Raw genomic sequence first — 26,064 nt, forward strand, 5'->3', positions numbered from 1 at the left:
ACGCGTGGCGGAAAGTACCGCCCTCTAATGGGGCAGCTTCGGGCAAGAATACTGCAATGCCAGGGAAAAAATCCGAGAAAATTGAAGCCTGCGCACGTTAATGTCGGTTTGGTGATAGCGCCTTTCGCAATCAATTGTTAAAAAGGAGGCCTTCTCAAAGCTACCTCCACGAAAGGACTTCGCATATGCCTGTCACGTTTACCAAGAGCGCCCTGCTGCTCGCTCTGATGCTCGGCCTTGGCCAAGCGCAGGCTGCCGATCCGATCAGTCCGGCTGAATTGGCAACCAATGAAGGCATTCCGTACCCGGCCGTGATCGCCCACCGTGGCGCGTCCTACGATGCACCGGAGTCCACCGCTGCCGCCTACAAGATCGCCCGCGACCTGGGTGCCGACTACCTGGAAATGGACCTGCAGCGCAGCAAGGACGGCGTGCTGTTCGCCCTGCACGACAACAACCTGCAGCGCACCACCGACGTGGCCACCAAGTTCCCTGATCGCAAGGACGCCCCGGCCAACGAGTTCACCTGGAAAGAACTGCAAACCCTCGACGCCGGCAGCTGGTTCAACGCCGCCTACCCGGACCGCGCACGTCCAGGTTTCGTCGGCCTGAAAATCCAGAGCCTGGACGACATCATCAAGATTGCCGAAGGCAACCCACAGCACAAACCCGGCCTTTACATCGAAACCAAGGAGCCCAAGCAATTCCCGGGCATCGAAGCTGACCTCAAGAACAAGCTGCTCGACAAAGGCTGGCTGAGCTCCGCCGGCTCCAAGCTGGGCAAGAGCAACACCGGCGTCGGCCAGGGCAAGGGTCGCGTGGTGCTGCAAACCTTCGAAGTGGCGAGCCTGAAAGAGCTGCAGAAAGAAATGCCCAACACCCCGAAGATCCTGTTGCTGTGGGTGGGTGAAGGCAGCATCGAGCCGAAGAACAAGCAGACATTTGCTGAGTCCGGCGAAACCACCAAGGCCGCCTACTACGCCAAGCAAGAGCCGAAAGACGCGGCCGAGTTCGAAAAGTGGGTCGACGAAGCCAAGAGCCTCGGCGCCATCGGCACCGGTCCCTCGGCTGAGCTGACAGACCATGGCGACCAGAGCTATTCGGACCTGGTCAAACCGGAAATGAACAAGCTGACCCACGACAAGGGTCTGCTGGTGCATGTCTACACCGTGGACGAGCCGGTGGACTTCGACAAAGTGATGAAGGCCGGCGTGGATGGCATCTTCACCAACCGCGCCGCCGAACTGCTGAAGTTCTACAAGCGCTGGCCGTCCTCCAGCGTGCAGGACCTGCTGCACGACCATAAGTACTGAGTGAAGGCCGAATGGTCAGGCCGCCTATGGTTGGGCCGTGACTACGGCCTGATCCTCGGCGAGCTGGGGCGCACCGCGCCCCATGCGCACTACGCCCATCAGTTGATGGTCTCCAAAGGTTCACCGATCACGGTCAGCCTCGATGGCCAGGTCACCACGGCCCATCGCCTGTTTATCCCGTCGCGACAGACTCACGCCATTCTTGAGACTCAAGGTGAGGTCTCGGTGCTGTACGCCGAACCGGCCGTGTTTGATGTCGCCCCTTTGCTGCACCAGGACCTGTCCCTGGAGGCATTGCGCCGACTCCCTCGGCGCAGCCTGGATGATCCACGTCTGGAGCGCGCCCTCGCCGCACTGGATCAACAACTCAACGGCAAAGTATCAGCCCAGGCCCTGGCCAAGGCCGCGCACCTTTCATTGAGCCAACTGGAGCGACTGTTCGCCCATCAACTGGGTTTACCTGTGCGTCGTTTGGTGCTGTGGCGACGATTGCGCGTCGCCCTGCAACTGGCGCTCGCAGGCGGCACGCTGACCGATGCGGCTCACGGTGCGGGCTTTGCCGATTCGGCGCATTTTTCGCGGACCATGAAGCAGCTGTTTGGCGTCACGGCAGCCGCCTCATTGCGCCAGCTGGATGTTCAACTGTTAACGTAAATCGTCCGGCAGTGACGGCTCCTTGCTCAAGCCAACCGCCTTGAAGGGATCACGCAACTGCGCCCCATAGTCCACCGGAAAGTCCGGACGACTGCCAATCCCCAGATCCCCCGGCCCCATGCGATAGCGTTCGCGGTAATACGCCGTGCCCAGCAGCCAATCCCACAGGTTGAAGAACAAACCGAAATTCACATCCCCGGCGCGGCCATATTTCATATGGTGAAACCGATGCACTGGCGCCCAGGCGAACACCCAGCGCAACGGCCCCAGGCGCATCTCCACATTGGAATGCTGCAGCAGCAATTGCAGGGCAATGGCCAATGCCAGCAACTGGGCCACGTCCAGGGGAATGCCCAGCAGGATCAACGGTAGCAAACCGGCCGTGGCTTCCAGCAACTGGTGCAAGGGATGCTTCATCAACCCGTTGAAACCATAGAGCCGCTGCACGCTGTGATGCACCGCATGCAGTCGCCACAGCGGCCGGACGCGATGGCTGGCGTAATGCATCAAGGTGATGCCGGCATCGGCCAGCACAATGGCCATCAGCAGTTGCTCCCACAACGGCCAGCCACGCGGCCAAATGCCCTCAAACGCCAATAACGCCGTGAGCCCTGGCAGGATCAACAAGCCCACAGCGTTCAGGCTTTCGTTGACCAGGGCGTGCAACGTATCGCGCCGACGATCGCCCAGGCTGCGATTCCACTGCGGTTCATAGGGCAACCATTGTTCTGCCAGGAATGACACCACCACCGCAATCACGAACAGCAGAATCAAGCTGTCCGGCTGCCAAAGCCCGTAACCGAGAAACCCCAGCAGGAATGCAGGGGCGTAGATCCAACTCACTAACCGTTTCATGCCGAGTCTCCTTTGAAGTGAGCCTCCAGCATGAAATTCCCCGCGCGTGACGGATTGAACAAACTGCGCAACCGCTTGAAATAATTAAGGGTGAATTAAGTTGCGCTGGTTAATCTGGCCCCACTTAAACAGCTCACCTGAGAAGGATACACACCATGAAAACCTTGACCGCTTTGTTCGCCGCTACCGCCCTGACCCTGACCGCTGGCCTGGCCCAGGCCGATGTTCGCCCAGACCACATTGAAGGTCTGGTCAAGTCCGGCGCAGTGATGCCTTTCGACAAACTCAACGCTGCCGCCGTGGCCAAACACGCGGGTGCCACCATCACTGACACCGAGTTAGACCATAACAACAGCGGCGTACTGGTCTACGAAGTCGACCTGACCGACACCGCCGGCAAGAAGTTTGAAGTGAAGCTCGATGCCAAGACCGGTGCTGTGCTGGAAGACAAGATCGACAGTTGAGTCACCGCTTCACTCATAGCCGCGCGCCTTCGGGTAGCGCGGCTTTTTCATGCCCACGCATACGAAAAATCCCCACTTAACGAATGAAATTACCCTACAACGCACAAGGTCGCTAAAATCCCACTCATTGGCCGGGGCATAACGCTCACCACCTTCCGGATCGAGAGTGCTGCATGGAGCAAAAAGCCGCCGACATCGCCACCATTGGCCGCATAAGTGCCGTCCCCGCGATGCTCAAGGTCATCAGCGACATGACCGGCCTGCGCTTTGCCGCCGTAGCGCGGGTGACCGACGACACCTGGACCGCCTGCGCAGTACTCGATCATCTGGACTTTGGCCTCGGTGTAGGCGCAGAACTGGACCTGACCACCACCCTCTGCCAAGAAATCCGCGGCTCCCATGTGTCCGTGGTAATCGACAAGGCCAGCGAGGACCCGCTCTACCACGACCACCACACCCCGCGCCTCTACCAATTCGAAAGCTACATTTCGGTGCCGGTGTTCCGCACCGACGGCAGGTTCTTCGGCACAATCTGCGCCCTCGACCCCAACCCGGCCCACCTGCGCAGCAGCAGCATCCAGTCGACCATGGAGTCATTCGCCAGGGTGCTGTCCCTGCAGATCGAAGCCGAAGAAGCCGCGCTTCACACCCAAGCGCAATTGCAGGAAGAGCGCGGCACCGCCGAGCTGCGCGAGCAATTCATTGCCGTGCTCGGCCACGACCTGCGCAACCCGCTGTTTGCGATCAATTTCGGTGCCGAGCGGCTGCTGCGCAAATTCCCTGACCCGGCCACCGACACCCTCGTACGCCATATCCTCGCCAGCGGTCGCCGCGCCGCGCAGTTGGTCGAAGACTTGCTGGACTTTGCCCGTGGCCGCCTGGGCGGCGGCATCCGGCTGAACATCAGCGATTGCCTGGATTTGCAGGAAGCCTTGCTGCATGTGGTATCTGAAGTGCAGAGCGTGCACCCGCAACGGCAGATCCACGCAGACATCGGCGACCTGCAGGGCGTGAGCGGCGACCGTGACCGCCTGGCGCAGTTGCTCTCCAACCTGGTCGCAAATGCCATCCACCATGGCCGTCACGATGGGCCGGTGGAAGTCACGGCAAAGATCGAGCAAGGCCATTTCAACCTGACGGTCAAGAACCCCGGGCAAATCGACGCATTGGCCTTGCCCCGCCTGTTCGAGCCCTACTCACGCCCCGCCAAGGACACACCCCAGGCCGGTCTGGGGCTAGGGTTGTATATCGTCAAGCAGATTGCCGACGCCCACGGCGGCGAGTTGAGTATCTCCACCACCGCCGAGCACGGCACTGAGTTCACATTCCGCCTGCCAACCGCCTGACCAAGCGCCCAGGCGCGCTGTCAACTCAACAAACCGTCACAAAACTGTCAAATCCCCTTGCAATGATTCGCGCATGCGAACCTGTGAAATCTCCTACAGGCGCTTTTTCTGCGAGCCCTCATGAACCACAGCATTGACCACAGCCACCAGGACTCCGACCTGTTTGGCTTGCTTTACGGTTTCCGTTTTCGCCCAGGGGAAAAGGGTGAGCAGATAGATTCGGCGGCGGCGCTCCAGGCGTTGCGCCAACCGGGTGACCCGGAAGAATTCTTGTGGCTGCACCTGAACCTAGCCCACGCCGCGTGCGAGCGCTGGATGCAGGCCCACCTGGATCTGCCGGAAGAGTTCTTCGAAGCCCTGCACGAAGGCTCGCGTTCCACGCGCATCGAACACGTCGACTCGGCCTTGCTGGCGGTGGTCAACGACGTGGTGTTCAACTTCAGCAGCATGGTCTCGTCGGACATTTCCACGCTGTGGGTCTGCGCCCGCAGCCGCCTGTTGATCAGTGCGCGCCTGCAACCGCTGCACTCGGTGGATAAACTGCGCTCGTCGGTAAAAGCCGGTGAAAGCTTTCGCTCGCCGCTGGCCTTACTGGTGCACCTGTTACGCGACCAGGGTGAAGTGCTGACCCAGATCGTGCGCAAGACCAGCATCAGCGTCGACCATATCGAAGACCAGTTGCTGTCCTCGCGCCTGTCCACCAACCGCGCCGAACTCGGCGCCGCACGCCGGGTGCTGGTGCGCCTGCAACGCCTGCTGGCGCTGGAGCCGGGCTCGCTGCTGCGCCTGCTCAACCGGCCGCCGCAGTGGTTGCAAAAGGAAGACGTGAAGGAGCTGCGCAAATCCACCGAGGAGTTTGCGTTGATCATTAACGACCTGATGGCCCTGGGCGAACGCATCAAGTTGTTGCAGGAAGAAATCGCCGCCAACCTCAACGAGCAAAGCAACCGCACGCTGTTCACCCTTACCGTGGTGACCGTGCTGGCGTTGCCCATCAACATCATCGCCGGTTTTTTCGGCATGAACGTGGGCGGTGTGCCGCTCTCCCAAGACCCGGAAGGCTTCTGGATTCTGGTGGCGCTCGTCGCGACCTTCACGTTGATTGCCGGGCGCTGGGCCTTCAGAAAGCGCAAGGATTACTGACCAGCGGCCAGCTCAATCACCTAAACACTGATGTATGGCAGCATCTCTGTAACATTCTGCAATGACTATGAACGACATCCTCATCACACTGGATGCTCCGGCATGGCCACCCCTTCCCTGACTGCCTCCACCCACGCCTCACCTGCAGATCCCAAACCCAGGCTGGACAAGAAACCCGGCCTGGTGACGGTAATCATCTTCTTCGCCGTGCTCGCCATGGGCTTGTTGTTCACCGCCTACAGCCTGATGCATGACATGCACGAAATGGGCGCCCAACTCACCACCTGGACGCCCTTCTTGCTGCTCGGGGTGGCGCTGTTGATCGCCCTGGGGTTCGAGTTCGTCAACGGTTTCCACGACACCGCCAATGCCGTGGCGACGGTGATCTACACCAACTCCTTGCCGCCGCACTTTGCGGTGGTGTGGTCAGGCTTTTTCAACTTCCTGGGCGTACTGCTTTCCAGCGGCGCGGTAGCGTTCGGCATCATTGCGTTGTTGCCGGTGGAGTTGATTCTGCAGGTGGGCTCGTCGGCCGGTTTCTCGATGATCTTCGCCCTGTTGATCGCCGCAATCCTGTGGAACCTCGGCACCTGGTGGCTGGGTTTGCCGGCGTCGTCGTCCCACACGTTGATTGGTTCGATCATCGGCGTCGGCGTAGCGAATGCCTTGATGCACGGGCGTGATGGCACCAGTGGGGTGGACTGGAGCCAGGCAATCAAGATCGGTTACGCCTTGCTGCTGTCGCCGCTGATCGGCTTTGCCTTTGCGGCGATGCTGTTGCTGGCCCTGCGCGCGTTCGTCAAGAATCGCGCGCTGTACAAGGCACCCAAAGGCGACACCCCGCCACCGTGGTGGATCCGCGGCCTGCTGATCGCCACGTGCACCGGCGTGTCTTTTGCCCACGGCTCCAACGACGGGCAGAAAGGCATGGGCCTGATCATGCTGATCCTGGTCGGCACCCTGCCGATGGCCTACGCACTGAACCGCACCATGCCCGCCGAGCAGTCGCTGCAGTTTGCGGCGGTGGCCGAAGTGACCCAAGTGGCGCTGGTGAAAAGCGCGCCGCAGGCACTGGCCGGCGACCCGCGCCCGATCCTCTCGACCTACGTGCGCACCAAGGAAGCTACTCCGGAACTGGTACCCGCCCTCGCCGCCCTGGCCGGGCAGATCGGTGATGAAGTCAAAGGCTACGGTTCCTTGGCCAAAGTGCCCGCCGAGGCTGTGGGCAACGTACGCAATGACATGTACCTGACCAGCGAAACCATTCGCCTGATGGACAAGGGCAAAGTCGGCAATTTCGACGCGGATACCCAGGGCAAGCTGCAACTGTTCAAGCAACAGATCGACAGTTCCACACGCTTCATTCCGCTGTGGGTGAAGATCGCCGTGGCCATCGCCCTGGGACTGGGCACCATGGTCGGTTGGAAGCGCATCGTGGTGACCGTGGGCGAGAAGATCGGCAAGACGCACCTGACCTACGCCCAAGGCGCCTCGGCAGAAATGGTGGCGATGCTGACGATTGGCGCGGCGGATATGTATGGGTTGCCGGTGTCGACGACGCATGTGCTGTCGTCCGGTGTGGCGGGGACCATGGTCGCGAACGGGGGCGGGTTGCAGATGCGCACAATCCGCAACCTGGCGATGGCGTGGGTGCTGACGTTGCCAGCGGCCATCCTGCTGTCAGGTAGCCTCTACTGGCTGTTCACCCAACTCTTCTGACACGCTACAAAAGCAAAATTGAACAGAGAATCAAATGTGGGAGGGGGCTTGCCCCCGATAGCAGTGGGTCAGCTACAGATAGACTGGCTGATACACCGCTATCGGGGGCAAGCCCCCTCCCACATTTTGTCCTGCCGTATTCAGTTGCTGAAGAGTCCAGCCATGGCCTTGCTGCGCTTCTTGTACACCCGCCTTGCCTCCAACGCCTCCTCCAATGTCACCGCCACAAACCCCGCCCGCTGGTTCGGCTGCATCTGGCCGATCAGGTCCAGGTCGGCGCTGATCACCGTACCGATCATCGCGTAGCCACCGCCCGACACCGCATCCCGGTGCAACACAATCGGCTCCAGGCCCGCCGGTACCTGGATCGAGCCAATCGGGTAGCAACTGTCGACGATATTCGACGGATCCGACCCCGCGCCAAACGGCTGCTCCCGTGGCTGGAAACTCAGGGCACTACCGCCTTTGAAGCGATACCCGATGCGGTCGGCTTCGGAACCCACGGTCCACGGTTCGGCAAAAAAACTGCTCTTGGCCGCCTCCGTCAGGCGCTCGTAATACAGCCCCGGCACTACACGCAGAGTCACATCACCGCCCACTGATCGGCGCAGTGCCATCGGCAGGCTGTTGCCCGCCCGGCCCACCCCACTGGCGTCACCGATGGGCAGTTCATCACCTTCCTGCAAGCGCCGCCCATGGAACCCACCGAGGGCGCCAAGGGTGTAAGTCGAGCGACTGCCCAGCACCAACGGCACGTCAATCCCGCCGGCCACCGCGAGGTAGGTCCGTGCGCCCGCCTTGGGAAACTCGAAGCGCAACACCTGCCCGGCGCGCACCTGAAATGCGGTGTCCTGGTGCACCACTTCACCGTCCAGGCGCGGCGACATCAAGGCGCCGCTGAGGGCCACCAGCGCGTCCTGCTGAAACTCCAGTTCGGGGCCGATCAGCGTGCATTCCAGGCCCGCCGCACCGGCCGGGTTGCCCACCAGGTGGTTGGCCGCACTCAACGCGTACTGGTCCAGCGCACCTGACGGCGGGATGCCCAAGTGATAGTAACCTTCGCGGCCAAGGTCCTGCACGGAGGTGGCGAGGCCGGGTTTGAGGACCTTGATCATGCCAGTGCCTCCTGCAGGGATTTCGGATAACCGATGGGGTCGGCGAGAAAGGCGTCGAGGGAAAATTCCACGGGACGGATGCGCAGGTCGAAACGTCCTGCATCCACGTCGGCCACCGCCAAGTCGTAGGCTTCACGGTCCATGGGTTTGAACTGCACGATATCGCCAGGACGGAAGAACACCATGTGTTCCTTGAGGTACGCCAGTTGCTGCGCCGGGTCGTAGATCGGTGCTGGAGTCACGCCAAACATCTGGTAACCGCCGGCACCGCGTACCGAGTAGATGCAGCCAAAACAGCCGCCATGGCCGAGGGTGAGTTTCGGCGTGTCAGTGCGCGGGCGCAGATACTTGGGCACCTGCAATTGCCGCTCACGCTCGACCATCTGGAACATGAATGGCAGGCCCGCCACGAATCCGACCATCGACACAAACCACGGCGCACCACTGTGGGCGGCTATAAACGCCTCGACATCGGCCAGCCCGTTGATGCGCGCGGCGTACTCCAGGTCCGTACCGCTGGGGTCTTGGTGGCGGTCGCGAAAACGCATCAGGGTTTCGTGGGTCCACGGGTCGTTGTACAGCACCGGGATTTCGATGATGCGCGTGTGCAAGGTGCGCTCGGCCACGACCTGGGCTTCGGCGGTCTGCACCGCATCGAGCAGCACATGTGGGGCGATGCGGTCGGGGTCAAAGCGGATCTGGAACGACGCATTGGCCAGGCACACATCCAGCACGCCTTCCAGCGCCAGGCGCTCCACGGCACGGGTCACCGCCATGCCTTTGAAAAAGGCCTCCAGGGACATGCTGTCGCTGACCTCGGCAAACAGGTGTTCATCACCGCCGAAGCTGTAGCGGATGGGAGATGTTTCAGCCATGTCTGTTCCTCTTGGAATCATTGTAGAAAGGCAGGCGAAAAAATTGAGGAATCGTTTTTATTGTGGTGTTTTGACGGTGATGCCCGCTCGGTCCAACGCTTCGCGGGTCGCCTCTACCAACTCAAGGGCACCCGGCGTGTCGCTGTGCAGGCAGATGGAATCGAATTCAATAAACAGGTCTTCGCCTTCCACGGTTCGCACCAGCCCGGTCTGACAAGCCCGCAAGACGCGCGCCGCCACCGTTGCAGGATCCAGCGCTCGCACATTGCGGGTAAACACGATGGAGCCGGTCAGATCGTACTCACGGTCGGCATAAAACTCCCGCACCACCGGCTGCCCCAGCTCCTTGGCCACGCGCCAGATCACCGAGTTGGGCATGCAGTACAACAACAGCGTCGGTTCGATGATTTGCAGGTTCTGCACCAGCAGCCGCGCCGCTTCTTCATCACGGGCCAGGTGCATGTACAGCGCGCCGTGGGGCTTGATGTGTTGCAGGGTCACGCCTTGGGCGCGGGCGATTTCCCGCAGGGCGCCGAGCTGGTAGAGCATGTCGTCGACCAACTCCTGGGCCGGGGCGTTGATGTGACGACGACCGAAGCCGACCAGGTCCCGAAAACCCGGATGCGCGCCGATGGCCACGCCCAGTTGCTTGGCGCGCTCGACCGTACGACGCATGGTGCCGGGGTCGCCAGCATGGAAGCCGGTAGCAATGTTGGCCGAGCTGATGTACGCCATCAGCTCGGCGTCGACGCCATCACCGATGGTCCAGGGGCCAAAGCCTTCGCCCATGTCCGAATTGAAATCCACTGCCTGCATCAGAGTCGCTCCGCCAAAGTGATGGAAGAAAAGTAGGCTGCGGCTTGACCCCTTGGGAAGATCTATTATCAGATGGCCCATCTTCTGAAAATCAGATAGCCCTATGTTTTGGAGAGGCCGATGTCCCTCACCTTGCGTCAAATTCGTTATTTCGTCGCCACCGCCGAAATCGGCCAGATTTCTCAGGCAGCCATCCACCTGAACATCTCGCAATCGGCGGTGACCACGGCGATCAAGGAGCTGGAGGCGATGCTCGGCGTACAGCTGTTCGTGCGATCGGCCCAAGGCATGAATCTGACCGACGCGGGCCGGCACTTTCTCAACCGTGCCTACGTGATCCTGCGCAGTGTCGATGACGCGCTGAACAGCCCACTGCCCGACTACCGCGCCCGCGGCGTGCTGCGCTTGGCGGCCAGTTACACGGTGCTCGGCTACTTCCTGCCCCACCACTTGCAACGCATGGAACACTGGCATCCGGACGTAACCATCGAAGTCTTTGAGCAGGAACGTCAGGCCATCGAACAAGGGCTGCTCGACGGCCAGTTCGACATGGCGGTGGTACTCACTGCCAACCTCACTCACCCGGATATCGTCTCGGAAATCCTGTTCAATTCGGAGCGCCGCCTATGGCTGCCCAGCCATCATCCCCTGTGCGAACGCGGCGCCGTGAGCCTGGCGGATGTGGCCCAGGAGCCCTACATCCTGCTCACCGTCGACGAGGCCGAACACAGCGCCATGCGTTATTGGGAACAAGCCGGGCAGACGCCCAAGGTGCGCCTGCGCACCAGTTCGGTGGAGGCGGTGCGCAGCATGGTCGCCAATGGCAGCGGCGTGGCGATCCTTTCGGACCTGGTGCACAGGCCCTGGTCCCTGGAAGGCAAGCGTATCGAAACACTCACCGTCACCGATCCAGTGACGCCGATGAGTGTGGGCCTGGCCTGGCACCGCGAGCACGCGTTTACCCCAGCGATGCAGGCGGTGCGCGATTACTTCCACGACGCGTTCCTGGCACCGCAACAATTGTCGGCGCGGCGTTAAAGGTGGGCTTGCAACGTCGCCGCCAACCAGTCCATGAACACCCGCACCCGCAACGGTAAGTGACGCTGGCCGGCGTACAGCAGTGACACGTCCAACGGCGGCGCCGGGTAATCCGGCAGCACCGACACCAGTTCTCCATTGGCCAACAAGGTGCGTATCCCCAGCAACGGCACCTGGGTAATGCCGAAGCCGCCCAGGCACGCCGCTTGATAGGCATCCGTGCTGTTGACGGTGACACGCCCGGACATCGGCACCCGCAGTACTTTGCCGCCCGACAGGTATTCGAAGCCGGATGAGCGTGCGCCCAACGGCCTTACGTAATGCACCAATTGATGATCCGCCAAGTCCGCCAGGGTCTGCGGCACACCGTAGCGCTGCAGGTAGGCCGGGCTCGCGCAGTTGACCATCGGCATGCTGCACACCCGGCGCGCTACCACGGTTTGATCGGGCTGGGCGCCTACCCGCAACACGCAGTCGAAGCCTTCGGCGATCAGGTCCACCTGGCGGTCCGAGCTGCTGATTTCCATCTGGATCAGCGGATGGCGTTCCATGAACAGCGGCAGGTGCGGCAGAATCATGCTGCGCGCCATCACGTTGGGCATGTCCACGCGAATCCGTCCGGTCAGTTGCGCCTCATCCTGGCGAAACAACCCTTCCAACTCTTCCATGTGCGCCAGCAAGTCCTTGCTGCGCTCATACAGCACACGGCCATCCTGGGTCGCCTGCACCTTGCGCGTGGTGCGTTGCAGCAAACGCGCGCCGAGCAATTCTTCCAGCGCCTGCACATGTTCCGACACGGTAGAGCGCGGCAGGCCCAGGCTCTCGCCGGCCTGGGTAAAACTCGACAGTTCGGTGACGCGCACGAAGGTGCGCAGCAGCTCAAGTTTGTTCATGGGATTGTTCGCCTTATCCGGCCAGTGATTCCGGTATAGCGCTGTTTATCACGTTAGGGGCGAATAAATACACTCGCTGCCACTGATCACCTGAGAGGACTGCACCATGACCCGTAAAATCGCACTCATCACCGGCGCCAGCCGTGGCCTGGGTAAAAACGCCGCGTTGCACCTGGCGGCACAGGGCGTTGACATCATCGGCACTTACCACAGCGCGGCGGCTGAAGCCCAAGCGGTGGTCGAACAGGTTCAAGCACTGGGTGGCCGCGCCGCCATGTTGCAACTGGATGTAAGCCAGAGTGGCAGCTTCGATGGCTTTGTCGGTGAAGTCGGCCGCTTGCTCAAGGATGTATTTGCACAGGATCACTTCAACTTTCTGATCAACAACGCCGGCATCGGCGCCCATGCCAGCTTTGCCGAGACCACCGAAACGCAGTTCGACCAACTGGTGGCGATTCACTTCAAGGCGCCGTTTTTCCTCACGCAAAAACTGCTGCCGCTGATCAGCGATGGCGGGCGCATCATCAATATTTCCAGCGGTCTGGCGCGATTCAGCCTGCCGGGGTATGCGGCGTATGCGTCGATGAAAGGTGCGATGGAAGTGCTGACCCGCTATCAGGCCAAGGAGTTGGGCGGCCGTGGGATCACCGTGAACATCCTCGCGCCCGGCGCCATCGAAACCGACTTCGGCGGCGGCGCCGTGCGCGACAATGCGGCGCTCAATACGATGGTCGCCAACAACACAGCCCTGGGCCGGGCAGGCTTACCGGACGATATTGGCGGTGCCATCGGCGTCCTGCTGGCCGACGGCAGCAACTGGATCACGGGGCAGCGCATCGAGGCGTCGGGCGGCATGTTTCTGTAGAAACTTCTCGCGCAGTACGTCATAGCCCCAGTGATAGACATAGGTGTACGGCAGGAAAAACAGCAGTACACCGATGTCGAGCATAAACGCCTGCATCAGGCTGATGTTCAGCCACGCCGCGATCAAAGGCACCGCGACGATAATCAGTCCGCCTTCGAACATCAGTGCATGCAACACCCGCGTCCAACCGCCGCCCGAGAGTTGCAGGCGCACCTTGAGGCGGTCGAACAGGCTGTTGAAAATGATGTTCCAGGTCAGCGCCAGCAGGCTCAGACCCAAGGTCACCGCGCCCATTTCCAGCGCCGGCCGGCCGGTGATCCAGACCAGCAGTGGTGTACAGATCAACAACGCCAGGCCTTCAAAACCCAGGGCTTGGCAAACACGTTCAGTAATCGACTTGGTGGGGTGCATGACCCTTCTCCGTGAGTGACGATGGTTGCCATGATTACCCTTTGAATCGATACTTCATAACTAATAACCATCGATCAAGGCGATAGTCATGGCCTCCCACGAAGTGTTGCAAGCGTTTGTCCAGGCCGCGACCCAAGGCTCCTTTTCTGCCGCAGCGCGCAAGCTGGGCAAGAGCCAGTCCACTGTCAGTGCGGCAGTGGCGAGTCTGGAGATTGACCTGGATGTGGTGCTGTTCGACCGCAGCAGCCGCAAGCCGACACTGACCCCCGCCGGGCAGGTGCTACTGCAGCGCGCCGAGCAGGTGCTGGAGGCCAGCAGCCGTCTGGAGTTAGCGGCGAGCCAGTTGGCCCAGGGGTTGGAGCCGAAGGTGACGATCGCCATGTCAGACACCTACCAGTCAGAACGCTTTGAGCTCGCCCTCAAAGCGTTCGAACAACGCTACCCGGACCTTGAACTGGAATGGCTGATCGCCGAGTGCGAAGACTTGATCGCCCTGGTGCAGAGCGGCCGCGCACAGATTGCCTTGATCGAAGCCCAGGAGGTTTACCCGCCCGACCTGACGCGCTCGCCTGTGGCCGAACGCACGGAAATCGCGCTGTTCGTCGCCCCCACCCACGCGTTGACCCGCGTCCAAAACATCGACCCGCAAGCCTTGCAGCAACACCGTGAACTGCGCCTGGGGAGCATCATCAGCCCCAACGAAACGCGCCCCTCGGGCCGTGTATGGTCGGCGCCGAGTTTTCTGATGCTGATGGAGATGGCTCAACTCGGCTTCGGCTGGGCGGAATTGCCGCGCTGGTTGGTGGAGCGTTTTGGTAATGCCGGGCTGGTTGAACTCAACGTCCGGGGCTGGCCACGCTCGGTGGCGGTGGATGCACTGTGGTCGCGCCAACATCCACCAGGGCCGGCGGGAAGCTGGATGTTGAGCCAGATGCTCGAATAACCCTACAGGCTTATGCGGCCGACAATTGCGGCGGGCGGTGGGTCTGGAAATACTCGTGCAGCGCACGTAATGCGGGCGACTCCAAGGCTTGCGCAGCGAAACACAAGCCCACCCGACGCGTGGGGGCCGGCAAATGCCACTCCCGAATCACCACACCGGCCCGCTCCGCCGCCAGCGACTGCGGCAACATCGCCACGCCCACACCCGCCGCGACCATATGCAACGCCTGGGTCAGCGAACCGGCATGCCCGGCCACCGCTTGCGGCGAGCGACCATACAAGGCCATCAAGCGTTGATGGGAATCGTGCTGCGGGCAGGTGATCCAGTCTTCAATCGGCGTCCAGGCCTGTTCCTTGCCCGGCTGCGCCATGGGATGCGCGGCAGGCAACGCCATCACGTACGACTCTTCCCAAAGCGGCAGAAACAACTCGTCCTCGCAGCACATTTCCTCCACGGCCAGGCGCCCTTCGCCTTCGCAGCCTTCCTGCAAGGTCAGCAGCAAACCCGGCAGGCCTTGGTGCGCCATGCGCAGGAAGGTTTCGATCTGGCTGTCGGCAATATCGCCTTCCACCCCCAGTTCCAGGGCGATGCGATTTTCGCGTCCGCGAAACAGGCGGCTCAACGCATCGGCTTCAGCCACCATGCGTCGCGCCTGGGGGTACAGCACACGCGCCTCGGCACTCACCTCCACTCCCCGTGGCTGACGCACAAACAACGCCACGCCCAGTTCGTCTTCCAGTTGTTTGATGGTTACCGACAAGGTCGGCTGGCTGATGAACAAACGCTGGGCCGCCGCAGTGATATTGCGCTCTTCAAAAACCGCGAGAAATGCCTTGAGGTGACGAACATCCATAGCTGAATCCGATGGCTGACAGAGAAATAAGGCATTTTTCAGCCTTTGCGACGGTAAATATACTGCGACCACGATTCAGTTATCGGTTTTTCTTATTCCAGGAGTTCATGCATGAGCAAGCCATTGATCATCATCACCGGCGCCAGTTCCGGTATCGGCGAAGCCACCGCCCGCCTGTTGTCGGCCGCCGGCCACCCGCTGTTGTTGCTGGCGCGTCGCATTGATCGCCTTAACGATCTGGGCCTGCCAAACACCTTGAACCGTGGCGTCGACATCACCGACCGCGCGGCCCTGGTCGCCGCCGTGCAAGAAGCCGAAGCCCAGTTCGGCCCAGCCGATGCGCTGATCAACAATGCCGGCGTAATGCTGCTGGGCGCAGTCAGCGAGCAAGACCCGGCGCAGTGGGAACAGATGCTGGATGTGAACGTAAAAGGCCTGCTCAACGGCATCCACGCCGTGGCCGGCAGCATGGTTGCGCGCCGAGGCGGCACCATCATCAACGTCAGCTCGGTGGCCGGGCGCAAGACCTTCCCGAATCATGTGGCGTATGTCGGCACCAAGTTCGCAGTACACGGGATTTCGGAAAACCTGCGCGAAGAATTGTCGCCGAGCAACGTGCGCGTCATCACCATTGCCCCAGGTGCAGTGGAAACCGAATTGCTCAGCCACACCACCGATGAGGCGATCAAGACCGGCTATCAGGCGTGGAAACAGGACATGGGCGGCACCGTACTCAGCGCCCATGACGTGGCCTCGGCGATTGCCTATGCCTACCAGCAGCCGCAGCATGTGTGCATTCGCGAAATCGTATTGGCGGCAACGCGTCAGCAGCCTTGATTCAGAGTCCAGCCAAACGCTTTTCGATAAACCTGCGTTCGGGTGCTTGTTGGGCCAAGGCCAGCGCCCGTTCGTAGGCGACTCGCGCCTCTTCGACACAGCCCAACTGCCGGTAAAACTCCCCGCGTGCCGAGTGCGCCAGGTGATAATCCAGCAACTCGCCACGCGCCAGAATCCCTTCTACCTGCTGCAATCCCGCCAAGGGGCCATCGCGCATGGCCAATGCCACGGCACGGTTCAGTTCGATCACCGCTGACGGCATCATCCTGAGCAACACATCGTAAAGCCCGACGATCTGCGGCCAGTCGGTTTCACCCGCACTGGACGCTTCGGCGTGTACAGCCGCAATCGCGGCTTGCAGGCAATACGGACCAAAGCGCCGTGTGCCAAGTGCATGCTCCACCAGTGCGCAGCCTTCGCCGATCATGGACACATCCCACAGCGAGCGGTCCTGTTCATCCAACAACACCAACTCCCCACTGGCCGTGGTGCGTGCCGGGCGACGGGATTCGTGCAGCAGCATCAACGCCAGCAGGCCCATGACTTCCGGTTCGGGCAGCAGCTCCGTCAACAAACGCCCCAGGCGAATGGCCTCACGGGTCAAATCCTCGCGGGTCATATCGGCCCCCATGGACGCCGAATATCCCTCGTTGAACACCAGGTAAATCACCCGTAACACGCTGTCCAGCCGCTCGGGCAATTCGTCTCGGGATGGCACTTGATACGGGATCTTCGCCTCGCGGATCTTGCCCTTGGCCCGCACGATGCGCTGGGCGATGGTGGCCGGCGTGGCCAGGAACGCCCGGGCGATTTCTTCGGTGGTGAGGTCACAGATCTCGCGCAAGGTCAGCGCCGCCTGGGCGTCGGCCGCCAGTGCCGGGTGGCAGCAGGTGAAAATCAGCCGTAGGCGATCGTCTTCCACGTCTTCATCGCTCCAGTCAGCCGCTTCCAGCGCATCGGCCTGCTCCTGCAACAACGGGGTGAACCGCGCCTGGCGGCGCAAACGATCGATGGCCTTGAAGCGCCCGGTCGACACCAGCCAGGCGCGTGGATTGTCCGGCACACCCTCCTGCGGCCAACGCTGCACCGCCACAAAAAACGCTTCGTGCAGGGCTTCTTCGGCCAGGTCGAAATCGCCCAGCAAGCGAATCAGCGTCGCGAGGACTCGACGTGATTCGCGGCGATAAATGGCCTCGACCGGCTGGGTCAATCGGGCATGCCCTCGGTCACCAGGGTGACCAGCCGATCCAGGCTCTGGCCCCAGCCATCATGAAAGCCCATGGCTTCGTGGGCCTGCTTGTCTTCGGCACTCCAGTGCATGGCGCGGGCGGTGTAAAGCGTCTTGCCGTCGACCTCTTCGAAGGTGACTTCGGCGCTCATGAACGGCTTGCCCGAGGGTATCCAGCCGGGCATGAAGGCGTCGGTAAACACCAGCCGATTGGGCGCATCAATTTCCAGAAACACACCTTGGGTCGGGTACTCGGCACCGTCCGGCGCCCGCATCAAGGTGCGAAACAAACCACCGACCCACAGGTTCATTTCGCACTCGGGGGTGGTCATGCCGTGAGGCCCCCACCATTGCTGGAGCAAGGCGGGCTCGGTCCAGGCACGGAACACGCGGCTGGGCGGTGCATCGATCACACGGCGGATGGACAATTCAAACTCGGCAGGTTGCGTAGACATGGTGTAAACCTCTTGAGTCTTAGGGTTGTTGTATTCAGAGATTCAATTCACGCACGGGGCGCACTTCCACACTGCCGACCCGAGCGGCCGGAATACCACCGGCCACCTGGACCGCTTCATTCAAGTCACGGGCCTTGATCAGGTAGAAACCGGCGAGCTGCTCCTTGGTCTCGGCAAACGGCCCGTCGGTGATCGACAACTTGCCATTGCGCATACGCACGGTGGTGGCGGTGCTCACCGACTGCAGCGGCTCGGCAGCCAGAATGCGACCGCTGGCCTGAACGGACTGCGCGTAGGCGAAGCACTCCGGGTCTGCCGGGCTATCCGGCGAGGTGTGCAGCACCTGTTCGTTGCTGTAGATCAGGCAGAGGTATTTCATGGGCTTCTCCGTTTTCGGACTACTGACTATAGATCGCGCAGGTCAAGGTTTCAGGTCGAACAGACCGGCGCCGGTTTCCATGTCGAACGGCGCGGACCAGTGCTCATGCACCACTTTCCATTGGCCATCGATGCGTTGATAACCGGCGCTGACGCGCATCCAGCACGTCTTGAGCACGCCGTCCGGCCCGGTGCCGCCGCAGTGGGCCAGCCAATGGGCAAAGGCGCTGTCTGCTCCGGCAACGATATGCAGCTCATGAAAGTCGAAGACGCCGGGGCCAGGGCAGAATTCCATGCAGGCCTGCCAATGCGCCTGGTACGCAGCCTTGCCCTTGAACTGCAGGGCGCCAACGGCGTCGAACGCGACGATATCGTCGGCGTAATAGCTGACAATTTTCTCGACATCCTTGGCGGTGACCGCTTGTTTCCATTGTTCGATCAGGGTGTTGATGGCAGTGCTCATGGCGATACTCCTTGGGGTAGAAAACATCACGGAAGACACCCTTAGTCGAATGGCCAACCGGCAAATCGACAAGCCGCTTAAAAATAATTTCGCCCCCGGCAAACCCGCTAGAATCGACGCCTCTTTGTAGGATTTCGGATACGCCCCCGATGGAAACCCGCCTCGCCCTTTATGAGACGCTGAGCCTTGCGCAGAAACAGCAACTCGACACCCTGCAAGTGCACCCCGAACAACTGGCGTATTCCGGCGATATCTACTGTGCGCTGAACAGCCTGCTGGTCAATCCCCATCCCGATGCCATCAAAGGCTTCGCCCTGCTCGCCGACGAAACGCCCGTGGCATTCCTACTGCTCAAACGCCCGCCTTGCCTGCCCCACTGGGCGGATGCACACAGCGCAACCTTGCATGCGTTGCAGGTGGATCGGCATCAGCAAGGGCGTGGGTTTGGCAAAGCCTGCCTGCAAGCGCTGCCCGCAGCGGCATTGCAGGCGTGGCCGCAGATCAAGGGACTGGAGTTGTCGGTGGATGCGCACAATGTGACGGCGATGAGGCTGTATCTGGGGGCTGGGTGGGTGGATGGCGGAGAGGCGTACAAGGGGCGGATTGGGTATGAACGGAGGTTGCGGTGGGTGTTTAACCGGGCCCATTGATGTCACGTAAACATGACCTTCAGACGTCAATGTCCTGTTTACGTGACATCGCCTAGGGCGTCAGCCTCTTTCGCCCACCGGCAACCAGATCTCCACGGTCCCGGTGCCCTTGCGCGCATGGAAATCCGCGCTGTAGCGCTCGAAATCCGCGCCCATCACCTTGTATCCCGAGTGCGGCAGCCATTCGAACATGATGCGCTCGTAGGTTTGCTCAAGCGCCTGCACCGGCCCGTAATGCGGGAACACGGCATAGTTGAGCGGTGGGATTTCGATGCATTCGAAGTTGCCTGGCACATCGGCTTTGGTCGGGACTTCGACACCGGCCATGTAGTCGAATTCGCCATGCTTGGGGTTATAGCAAACGCCATACGTCACACCGCCCACACGCTTCTTGATGCCCTCGATGCAGGTATCGAACAACTCCCACAGTTTGGGGATATCCCCCACGGTGGCCTTCGAATAACGCCCTTGCACCCCGGCGATCACCAGGGCTTTACCGGCTTCCATGCGTGGCTCTAACGGTTGTTTTGTCTGCTGATCCATACGAACAGTCTCCTTCTTATGAGGGAACAAACCCGCAACGAGTATAGGGGCATATCCACGTCGTACTCCATGTAGAAAATTTTTCTGCGCATCTGGACAACGGGCCATCATCGACCGTATTGTCTGCCCCGCAGGCCACCGCAGTGGCCGACGTCGCTCGGACGGTTCCGGGCGCTTACGTACTTCGAGGCAACAATGGCAGACCAAGGTTCGCCGCGCCGCTTTGCGCGCATAGATCGACTCCCCCCGTATGTTTTCAATATCACTGCCGAGCTGAAGATGGCTGCGCGTCGGCGCGGCGAAGACATCATCGACTTGAGCATGGGCAACCCTGACGGCGCCACGCCGCCGCACATTGTCGAAAAGCTGGTGCAAGTTGCCCAGCGTGAAGACACTCACGGCTACTCCACGTCCAAAGGTATTCCGCGTCTGCGCCGGGCGATTTCGCGCTGGTACAAGGACCGTTATGAAGTGGACATCGACCCCGAGTCGGAAGCCATCGTGACCATCGGTTCCAAGGAAGGCCTGGCACACTTGATGCTGGCCACCCTGGACCAGGGCGACACCGTGCTGGTGCCCAACCCCAGCTACCCGATTCACATCTACGGTGCGGTAATTGCCGGCGCGCAAGTGCGTTCGGTGCCGCTGGTGCCTGGCGTGGACTTCTTCGCGGAGCTGGAACGGGCGATTCGCGGCTCGATCCCCAAGCCGAAGATGATGATCCTCGGCTTTCCGTCCAACCCCACCGCGCAGTGCGTGGAACTGGACTTCTTCGAACGTGTGATCGCGCTGGCCAAGCAGTACGACGTGCTGGTGATCCACGACCTGGCCTACGCCGACATCGTCTACGACGGCTGGAAAGCCCCGTCGATCATGCAAGTGCCGGGCGCCAAGGACATCGCGGTGGAGTTTTTCACCTTGTCCAAGAGCTACAACATGGCCGGCTGGCGCATCGGTTTCATGGTGGGCAACCCGGAACTCGTCAACGCCCTGGCACGCATCAAGAGCTACCACGACTACGGCACCTTCACTCCGCTGCAAGTCGCGGCGATTGCGGCATTGGAAGGCGATCAGCAGTGCGTTAAAGACATCGCCGAACAGTACCGCCAGCGCCGCAATGTGCTGGTCAAGGGCCTGCATGAACTGGGCTGGATGGTCGAGAACCCGAAGGCGTCGATGTACGTCTGGGCGAAGATTCCCGAAGCATATGCCGCCATGGGTTCGCTGGAATTTGCCAAAAAGCTGCTGCTGGAGGCGAAGGTGTGTGTGTCGCCGGGCATCGGTTTTGGCGAGTATGGCGATGACCATGTGCGCTTTGCGCTGATCGAGAACCAGGACCGGATTCGCCAGGCGGTGCGGGGGATTCGCGGGATGTTCAGGGCGGATGGACTGGTCACTAAAGCCTGACGCAATCCACCTGTAGAAATGTGATCAAAAATGTGGGAGCTGGCTTGCCTGCGATAGCATCACCTCGGTGTATCTGCTACACCGAGGTGTCTGCATCGCAGGCAAGCCAGCTCCCACACTTGATCGGGTTACCACATGGGTAACGGTGGTGCGGCTTACACCACCAACGACAACAACATGATGAAGATCAACGCCACAATCGACAGAATCGTCTCCATCGCCGTCCACGTCTTGAACGTCTCGGCCACGGTCATGTTGAAGTACTGCTTCACCAGCCAGAACCCCGCATCGTTGACGTGAGACAGGATCAACGAACCCGCCCCCGTTGCCAACACCAGCAGCTCACGGTTAACCCCCGGAATCATCCCCACCACCGGCACGACAATGCCCGCGCCAGTAATGGTCGCCACCGTGGCCGAACCGGTTGCCACACGGATCACCGCCGCCACCAGCCACGCCAGCAGGATCGGATTGATCTGCGCGTTCACCGCCATATGGCCAATCACGTCGCCCACACCGCTGGTCACCAGCATCTGCTTGAAGCCACCGCCGGCACCGATGATCAGGATGATCGCAGCGGTCGGCGCCAGGCTGGCGTCGAGCAATTTGAGGATCTGCTTGGAGTGAATGCCTTGGCGATGGCCAAAGGTGTACAGCGACAGCAGCAACGCCAGCAACAGGGCGGAGATCGGGTGACCGATCATGTCCATCCAGTTGCGCACGATGTGGCCGTCCGGCAAGCCGATATCGGCGAAGGTTTTGAGCAGCATCAGGAACACCGGCAACAGCACGGTAATCAGGGTGATGCTGAAGCTCGGCAGGTTCTTGTGTTCCGACTCGCGGGCCAGTTGATCGACCAGTTCCTGGGACGGGTTGCCCGGGATGTACTTGGCGATGAACGTACCGAAGATCGGGCCGGCGATGATGGCGGTCGGCAGTGCGACGATCAGGCCGTAGAGGATGGTCTTGCCGATGTCCGCGCCAAACACGCCGATGGCCAGCAGCGGGCCCGGATGCGGTGGCACCAGCCCGTGTACCGCCGAGAGGCCGGCGAGCAGCGGGATACCGATCTTGATCAGCGACACGCCGGTGCGGCGCGCGACGATAAACACCAGCGGGATCAGCAGCACAAAGCCGATCTCGAAGAACAGCGGGATGCCCACCAGGAACGCGGCAAACATCATGGCCCACTGGACCTTCTCTTTGCCGAAGGCGCGGATCAGGGTCTGGGCGATCTGATCGGCACCGCCGGATTCGGCCATCATCTTGCCGAGCATCGTGCCCAGCGCGAGGATGATGCCGACAAAGCCGAGCACCCCGCCGAAGCCGTCCTGGAACGCCTTGATGATCTTGTCCACGGGCATGCCCGAGGTCAGGCCGAGGAAGCCGGCCGCGATGATCAGTGCAATGAACGGATGCACCTTGAACTTGGTGATCAGAACGATCAACCCGATGATAGTGACCACTGCATCAAGCAGCAGGTAAGACTCGTGGGACATGCCAAACATGGGGGGTCTCTCCTGTTTGTTGTTGTTATTAAAGCGGGTGTTGAATTTCCTGCCGGGGATAGCGCTATCTTTTCCGGCAAAAAATTAATAAGTAGGTTCAAAGCCGTGTTGCAGCCACCAGGCGTTGGTCTGCTCGGCCAGTTCCTCGATGCTGTCTTCGCTGGCGTTCAGAGCCAGGGTCAGCGGTTCGCCTTTGGGCGATTCAAGGGTGGCAAACTGGCTGTCGATGAGGCTGGCCGGCATGAAATGCCCAGGGCGATGGGACACGCGGTCGGCGGCCACGGCGCGGGTCAGCTCCAAAAAGACAAAACCCAGGCCCGGCGCGGCTTCGCGCAGGTGGTCGCGGTATTTCTTTTTCAGGGCGGAACAGGTGAGCACAGGATGCTCGCCCGCTTTGAGAGAACGGCGCAGTTCATCGCAGAGGATGTCGAGCCAGCCGGCGCGGTCGTCGTCGTTGAGGGGGTGGCCGGCGCTCATCTTTTCGATGTTGGCGGCTGGGTGAAAGCTGTCGCCTTCAATGGCGGTAGCGCCGTTCAGGCGGCACAGGGCCTCGCTGACGCTGGACTTGCCACAGCCGGAAACACCCATGATGACCAGGGCGGTAACAGGTTGACTCATGAAACACCTCAGGACGCAGATAGCGCTACCTTTGCACGCTGTAAGGCTAGTGCAAAAACAGGCTTTTCCCGCGCCGTCTTGTCTTTTTTTATGGAGTGACGCGTGCATCCGCTCCAACGCTTTGAACAGGATCAGGCAACCCTTTGTTCAAGAATTTGCAGCCTTTTGGAGACAGCGCTACCTTAGTGCCTCGATTTTTGTTTGGCAAGCCGCCTGATGACCTCCAAGAACGATAAAAAATTGCGCACCACGGGTCGCCCGACCCTAAACGAAGTCGCCCGCCTGGCTGGCGTCAGCCCGATTACCGCGTCCCGCGCGCTGCGCGGCATCAGCACCGTCGCCACCGAACTGGTGGAAAAAGTGCAGCAGGCCGCCGCCGAACTGAACTACGTGGTCAACCCCGCCGCCCGCGCCCTGGCCTCAGCCCAGAGCCATTCGGTGGTGGTGTTGGTGCCGTCGCTGTCCAACCTGCTGTTTATCGAAACCCTCGAAGCCATCCACCAAGTGCTGCGACCCAAGGGCTTTGAAGTGCTGATCGGCAACTTCCATTATTCCCGCGATGAAGAAGAAAACCTGCTGCGCAACTACATGGCCTACCAGCCACGGGGTTTGCTGCTCACCGGATTTGATCGCACCGAAAGCGCCCGACGGATGGTCGAGGCCAGCAATGTGCCGTGCGTGTACATGATGGACCTGGACCCCAACGCCGGGGTGAACTGCGTGGGTTTCTCGCAACTGAGTGCGGGCGAAACGGCGGCGGCGCATCTGTTGTCCCGTGGGTACAAACGCCTGGCGTATATCGGCGCGCAACTGGACCAACGCACGTTGCTGCGCGGCGAAGGTTTCCGTCGAGCGCTGCAACACGCCGGCTTGTACGACCCGGCGCTGGAACTGCTGACACCCCGCCCTTCCTCAGTCGGCCTGGGTGGCGAACTCTTCCTGCAACTGCTGGCCGCCCATCCCGACGTGGATGCAATCTTCTTCGGCAACGACGACCTGGCCCAGGGCGCCTTGCTGGAAGCCATGCGCCATGGCATCAAAGTGCCGGAGCGCGTCGCGGTGCTCGGTTTCAACGACCTGCCAGCCTCGTCCTTCATGGTGCCGCGCCTGAGCAGCATCAGCACCCCGCGTGAGGCGATTGGGCGGCGTGCGGCGGAGCACTTGTTGACAATCATGGCAGGCAACAAGATCGCCAAGCCGGTGGTGGACATGGGGTTTGAGTTGCAGGTGCGGGAGAGTACCTGACCCTGCTAGATTGGTTGCTCTCCACCGCTAGGAAAGCACCATGGGACACTCACTGAAAATCTTGGGCCGCACGTCCTCCATCAACGTGCGCAAAGTGCTTTGGACCTGCCAGGAACTCGGCATCGACTACCAGCGCGAAGACTGGGGCATCGGCTTCAAGCCCACCCAATCCGCCGACTTCCTCGCCCTGAACCCCAACGCCCAGGTGCCGGTGTTGATCGATGACCACGGCGTGTTGTGGGAATCCAACACCATCTGCCGTTACCTGGTCAGCCTCTATCAACGCCACGACCTGCTCCCCGCCGAACCCGCGCCACGGGCCCGGGTCGAGCAATGGATGGACTGGCAAGCCACCGAACTCAACCCGTCCTGGGGCTACGCGTTCCATGCGCTGGTGCGCCAGAACCCGGACTACCAGGACCCACAGCGCCTCCAAGCCGGCGTGCAGGCCTGGAACGACAAGATGGGCCTGCTCGAACAACAACTGATCAAGACCGGCGCCTACGTCACCGGCGCTGAATTCACCCTGGCGGACATCCTCGTCGGCCTCTCGGTACACCGCTGGCGCAACGCCCCGCTGGAACATCCGCCCTACCTTGCGGTGGAGGCGTATTACCAGCGCCTCAGCCAGCGCCCTGGCTTTAAAACCTTCGCCCTCGACGGCCATAACTAAAAACAAGGACGCCACTGTGAAAGGACTCAACGTACTGCTCACCGGCGCCTGCGGCAGAATCGGCAAGACGTTTTTCGACGCCTCGAAAGACCGTTACCGCTTCACCCTCACCGACCGCATCGCGCCGGATTTCGACTTGGGCGAGCACCGCTTCGTGCACGCCGACCTCAGCGACAAATCCAGCCTGGCGGCCTTGCTCGACAGCATCGACGTGATTGTGCATTTGTCGGGCATTCCCCACGCCAGCGCGTCGTTCGATGAGTTGCTGCCCAATAACATCCTTGCCACCACCTACCTGTTCGAAGCCGCCGCGGCCGCTGGCGTGAAACGTTTGGTGTTCGCCAGCAGCGCGCAAACCATCGAAGGCTACCCGGTGGACCGCCAGATCACGCCCGGCATGCAGGTGATGCCCGCCAATCTGTATGGCGTGAGCAAATGCTACGGCGAAGCGTTGTGCGGCTATTACGCGGCCAAAACCCCGCTGTCGACCATTGCCCTGCGCATCGGCGCTTTCGAACTCCCCGAAACCCACGACCTCAATAACGCCCGCGACCTCAGCGCCTGGCTCAGCCCACGCGATGCCGTGCAGTTGCTGCAACGTTCGGTGGAGGCTGAGGGCGTGAAGCACCTGATCGCCCATGGCATATCCAATAACCGCTTCAAGCGCCTGGACCTGAGCGAAACCACGCGGGTGCTGGGTTACCATCCCCAGGATGATGCGTTTCAGACATTTGAGATTCCGATCACTTATTGAGT

Annotated in this window: 29 protein-coding genes; 15 read left to right on the forward strand and 14 right to left on the reverse strand. The window is 61.1% G+C overall.

The genetic code is table 11. From position 1 onward, the window contains the following. Positions 1–185 precede the first annotated feature (185 nt). Entirely contained in the window at positions 186–1,313 is a 1,128-nt protein-coding gene (locus EJ576_RS15250; RefSeq protein WP_122728436.1) for a glycerophosphodiester phosphodiesterase family protein, read from the forward strand. Continuing rightward, entirely contained in the window at positions 1,314–1,967 is a 654-nt protein-coding gene (locus EJ576_RS15255; RefSeq protein ID WP_122728438.1) for a helix-turn-helix domain-containing protein, read from the forward strand. It abuts the gene before it with no gap. On the opposite strand, the gene EJ576_RS15260 is transcribed toward EJ576_RS15255, so the two are convergent. Next, the gene (locus EJ576_RS15260) at positions 1,959–2,822 is read right to left on the reverse strand and encodes a sterol desaturase family protein (protein WP_126570649.1); all 864 of its coding nucleotides are present in this window, start codon (positions 2,820–2,822) and stop codon (positions 1,959–1,961) included. The two genes, EJ576_RS15255 and EJ576_RS15260, sit on opposite strands and share 9 nt — an antisense overlap. Before the next feature lie 155 nt (positions 2,823–2,977). Here EJ576_RS15260 and EJ576_RS15265 point away from each other — a divergent pair, with 155 nt between their 5' ends. From EJ576_RS15265 to EJ576_RS15280, 4 genes are all read left to right on the forward strand, one after another. Next, positions 2,978–3,286 (forward strand): PepSY domain-containing protein, encoded by a 309-nt coding sequence (locus tag EJ576_RS15265; RefSeq protein ID WP_126570650.1) that lies wholly within the window; start codon positions 2,978–2,980, stop codon positions 3,284–3,286. 173 nt (positions 3,287–3,459) lie between these two features. Beyond that, complete coding sequence (locus tag EJ576_RS15270; RefSeq protein WP_126570651.1) at positions 3,460–4,632, forward strand: GAF domain-containing sensor histidine kinase; 1,173 nt, start codon at positions 3,460–3,462, stop codon at positions 4,630–4,632. Positions 4,633–4,752: 120 nt separating this feature from the next. Beyond that, positions 4,753–5,775: a transporter gene (locus EJ576_RS15275; protein WP_016978332.1), complete on the forward strand. Its 1,023-nt coding sequence runs from the start codon at positions 4,753–4,755 to the stop codon at positions 5,773–5,775. Between the two features lie 102 nt (positions 5,776–5,877). Continuing rightward, positions 5,878–7,494, forward strand: a complete 1,617-nt coding sequence (locus tag EJ576_RS15280; RefSeq protein ID WP_123474625.1) for an inorganic phosphate transporter — start codon at positions 5,878–5,880, stop codon at positions 7,492–7,494. A gap of 140 nt (positions 7,495–7,634) precedes the next feature. On the opposite strand, the gene EJ576_RS15285 is transcribed toward EJ576_RS15280, so the two are convergent. The 3 genes from EJ576_RS15285 to EJ576_RS15295 are packed head-to-tail and all read right to left on the reverse strand — an operon-like array spanning position 7,635 to position 10,300. Continuing rightward, positions 7,635–8,609 (reverse strand): biotin-dependent carboxyltransferase family protein, encoded by a 975-nt coding sequence (locus tag EJ576_RS15285; RefSeq protein ID WP_126570652.1) that lies wholly within the window; start codon positions 8,607–8,609, stop codon positions 7,635–7,637. Continuing rightward, positions 8,606–9,484: an allophanate hydrolase subunit 1 gene (locus tag EJ576_RS15290; protein ID WP_126570653.1), complete on the reverse strand. Its 879-nt coding sequence runs from the start codon at positions 9,482–9,484 to the stop codon at positions 8,606–8,608. Before EJ576_RS15290 ends, EJ576_RS15285 begins: the two co-directional genes overlap by 4 nt. A 57-nt stretch (positions 9,485–9,541) precedes the next feature. Continuing rightward, on the reverse strand, positions 9,542–10,300 hold the full coding sequence (locus EJ576_RS15295; protein WP_122685439.1) for a 5-oxoprolinase subunit PxpA: 759 nt from the start codon (positions 10,298–10,300) through the stop codon (positions 9,542–9,544). A 120-nt stretch (positions 10,301–10,420) separates the two neighbouring features. Here EJ576_RS15295 and EJ576_RS15300 point away from each other — a divergent pair, with 120 nt between their 5' ends. Continuing rightward, positions 10,421–11,338, forward strand: a complete 918-nt coding sequence (locus tag EJ576_RS15300) for a LysR family transcriptional regulator (RefSeq protein WP_122728450.1) — start codon at positions 10,421–10,423, stop codon at positions 11,336–11,338. On the opposite strand, the gene EJ576_RS15305 is transcribed toward EJ576_RS15300, so the two are convergent. Further along, positions 11,335–12,231, reverse strand: coding sequence for a LysR family transcriptional regulator (locus EJ576_RS15305; RefSeq protein ID WP_126570654.1), 897 nt, complete (start codon positions 12,229–12,231; stop codon positions 11,335–11,337). The two genes, EJ576_RS15300 and EJ576_RS15305, sit on opposite strands and share 4 nt — an antisense overlap. 106 nt (positions 12,232–12,337) lie before the next feature. Between EJ576_RS15305 and EJ576_RS15310 the strand changes: the two genes are divergently transcribed. After that, complete coding sequence (locus tag EJ576_RS15310) at positions 12,338–13,096, forward strand: SDR family NAD(P)-dependent oxidoreductase (protein ID WP_126570655.1); 759 nt, start codon at positions 12,338–12,340, stop codon at positions 13,094–13,096. On the opposite strand, the gene EJ576_RS15315 is transcribed toward EJ576_RS15310, so the two are convergent. Next, the gene (locus EJ576_RS15315) at positions 12,995–13,507 is read right to left on the reverse strand and encodes a multidrug/biocide efflux PACE transporter (protein WP_068932343.1); all 513 of its coding nucleotides are present in this window, start codon (positions 13,505–13,507) and stop codon (positions 12,995–12,997) included. The two genes, EJ576_RS15310 and EJ576_RS15315, sit on opposite strands and share 102 nt — an antisense overlap. An 88-nt stretch (positions 13,508–13,595) precedes the next feature. Between EJ576_RS15315 and EJ576_RS15320 the strand changes: the two genes are divergently transcribed. Beyond that, a complete protein-coding gene (locus tag EJ576_RS15320; protein WP_028617658.1) occupies positions 13,596–14,450 on the forward strand; it encodes a LysR family transcriptional regulator in 855 nt (284 codons plus the stop codon). Positions 14,451–14,460: 10 nt separating this feature from the next. On the opposite strand, the gene EJ576_RS15325 is transcribed toward EJ576_RS15320, so the two are convergent. Continuing rightward, positions 14,461–15,303 (reverse strand): LysR family transcriptional regulator, encoded by an 843-nt coding sequence (locus tag EJ576_RS15325; protein WP_126570656.1) that lies wholly within the window; start codon positions 15,301–15,303, stop codon positions 14,461–14,463. 111 nt (positions 15,304–15,414) lie between these two features. Here EJ576_RS15325 and EJ576_RS15330 point away from each other — a divergent pair, with 111 nt between their 5' ends. Continuing rightward, the gene (locus tag EJ576_RS15330) at positions 15,415–16,140 is read left to right on the forward strand and encodes an SDR family oxidoreductase (RefSeq protein ID WP_122728455.1); all 726 of its coding nucleotides are present in this window, start codon (positions 15,415–15,417) and stop codon (positions 16,138–16,140) included. Position 16,141: 1 nt separating this feature from the next. Here the strand turns inward: EJ576_RS15330 and EJ576_RS15335 are convergent, their stop codons facing one another. Genes EJ576_RS15335 through EJ576_RS15350 form a run of 4 tightly spaced genes read right to left on the reverse strand, consistent with a single transcriptional unit; the run spans position 16,142 to position 18,664 of the window. Continuing rightward, positions 16,142–17,350 (reverse strand): RNA polymerase sigma factor, encoded by a 1,209-nt coding sequence (locus tag EJ576_RS15335; protein ID WP_126570657.1) that lies wholly within the window; start codon positions 17,348–17,350, stop codon positions 16,142–16,144. Further along, the gene (locus EJ576_RS15340; RefSeq protein WP_122728459.1) at positions 17,347–17,823 is read right to left on the reverse strand and encodes an SRPBCC family protein; all 477 of its coding nucleotides are present in this window, start codon (positions 17,821–17,823) and stop codon (positions 17,347–17,349) included. Before EJ576_RS15340 ends, EJ576_RS15335 begins: the two co-directional genes overlap by 4 nt. Before the next feature lie 34 nt (positions 17,824–17,857). Beyond that, the gene (locus EJ576_RS15345; RefSeq protein ID WP_126570658.1) at positions 17,858–18,202 is read right to left on the reverse strand and encodes a YciI family protein; all 345 of its coding nucleotides are present in this window, start codon (positions 18,200–18,202) and stop codon (positions 17,858–17,860) included. A 42-nt stretch (positions 18,203–18,244) separates the two neighbouring features. After that, complete coding sequence (locus EJ576_RS15350; protein ID WP_122728464.1) at positions 18,245–18,664, reverse strand: nuclear transport factor 2 family protein; 420 nt, start codon at positions 18,662–18,664, stop codon at positions 18,245–18,247. Positions 18,665–18,813: 149 nt separating this feature from the next. On the opposite strand from EJ576_RS15350, the gene EJ576_RS15355 reads away from it, so the two are divergent. Further along, a complete protein-coding gene (locus EJ576_RS15355) occupies positions 18,814–19,314 on the forward strand; it encodes a GNAT family N-acetyltransferase (RefSeq protein ID WP_126570659.1) in 501 nt (166 codons plus the stop codon). A gap of 60 nt (positions 19,315–19,374) precedes the next feature. Here EJ576_RS15355 and EJ576_RS15360 read toward each other — a convergent pair whose 3' ends face one another. Then, positions 19,375–19,857, reverse strand: a complete 483-nt coding sequence (locus EJ576_RS15360; RefSeq protein WP_126570660.1) for a GyrI-like domain-containing protein — start codon at positions 19,855–19,857, stop codon at positions 19,375–19,377. Between the two features lie 195 nt (positions 19,858–20,052). Between EJ576_RS15360 and alaC the strand changes: the two genes are divergently transcribed. After that, positions 20,053–21,264: an alanine transaminase gene (gene alaC / locus EJ576_RS15365; RefSeq protein ID WP_122728471.1), complete on the forward strand. Its 1,212-nt coding sequence runs from the start codon at positions 20,053–20,055 to the stop codon at positions 21,262–21,264. Between the two features lie 155 nt (positions 21,265–21,419). On the opposite strand, the gene EJ576_RS15375 is transcribed toward alaC, so the two are convergent. Then, positions 21,420–22,772, reverse strand: a complete 1,353-nt coding sequence (locus EJ576_RS15375) for a GntP family permease (RefSeq protein ID WP_068932357.1) — start codon at positions 22,770–22,772, stop codon at positions 21,420–21,422. Between the two features lie 84 nt (positions 22,773–22,856). Next, positions 22,857–23,390: a gluconokinase gene (locus EJ576_RS15380; protein WP_122728473.1), complete on the reverse strand. Its 534-nt coding sequence runs from the start codon at positions 23,388–23,390 to the stop codon at positions 22,857–22,859. A 213-nt stretch (positions 23,391–23,603) separates the two neighbouring features. On the opposite strand from EJ576_RS15380, the gene EJ576_RS15385 reads away from it, so the two are divergent. From EJ576_RS15385 to EJ576_RS15395, 3 genes are read left to right on the forward strand one after another with little or no spacing between them, the layout of a single operon-like run. After that, positions 23,604–24,635, forward strand: a complete 1,032-nt coding sequence (locus EJ576_RS15385) for a LacI family DNA-binding transcriptional regulator (RefSeq protein ID WP_028617669.1) — start codon at positions 23,604–23,606, stop codon at positions 24,633–24,635. A gap of 40 nt (positions 24,636–24,675) precedes the next feature. Beyond that, on the forward strand, positions 24,676–25,308 hold the full coding sequence (locus EJ576_RS15390; protein ID WP_122728477.1) for a glutathione S-transferase family protein: 633 nt from the start codon (positions 24,676–24,678) through the stop codon (positions 25,306–25,308). 16 nt (positions 25,309–25,324) lie between these two features. Then, entirely contained in the window at positions 25,325–26,062 is a 738-nt protein-coding gene (locus EJ576_RS15395; protein ID WP_126570662.1) for an NAD(P)-dependent oxidoreductase, read from the forward strand. Positions 26,063–26,064 lie beyond the last annotated feature (2 nt).

The organism is Pseudomonas sp. C 49-2 (assembly GCF_003970195.1).
Taxonomy (GTDB): Bacteria; Pseudomonadota; Gammaproteobacteria; order Pseudomonadales; family Pseudomonadaceae; genus Aquipseudomonas; species Aquipseudomonas canadensis.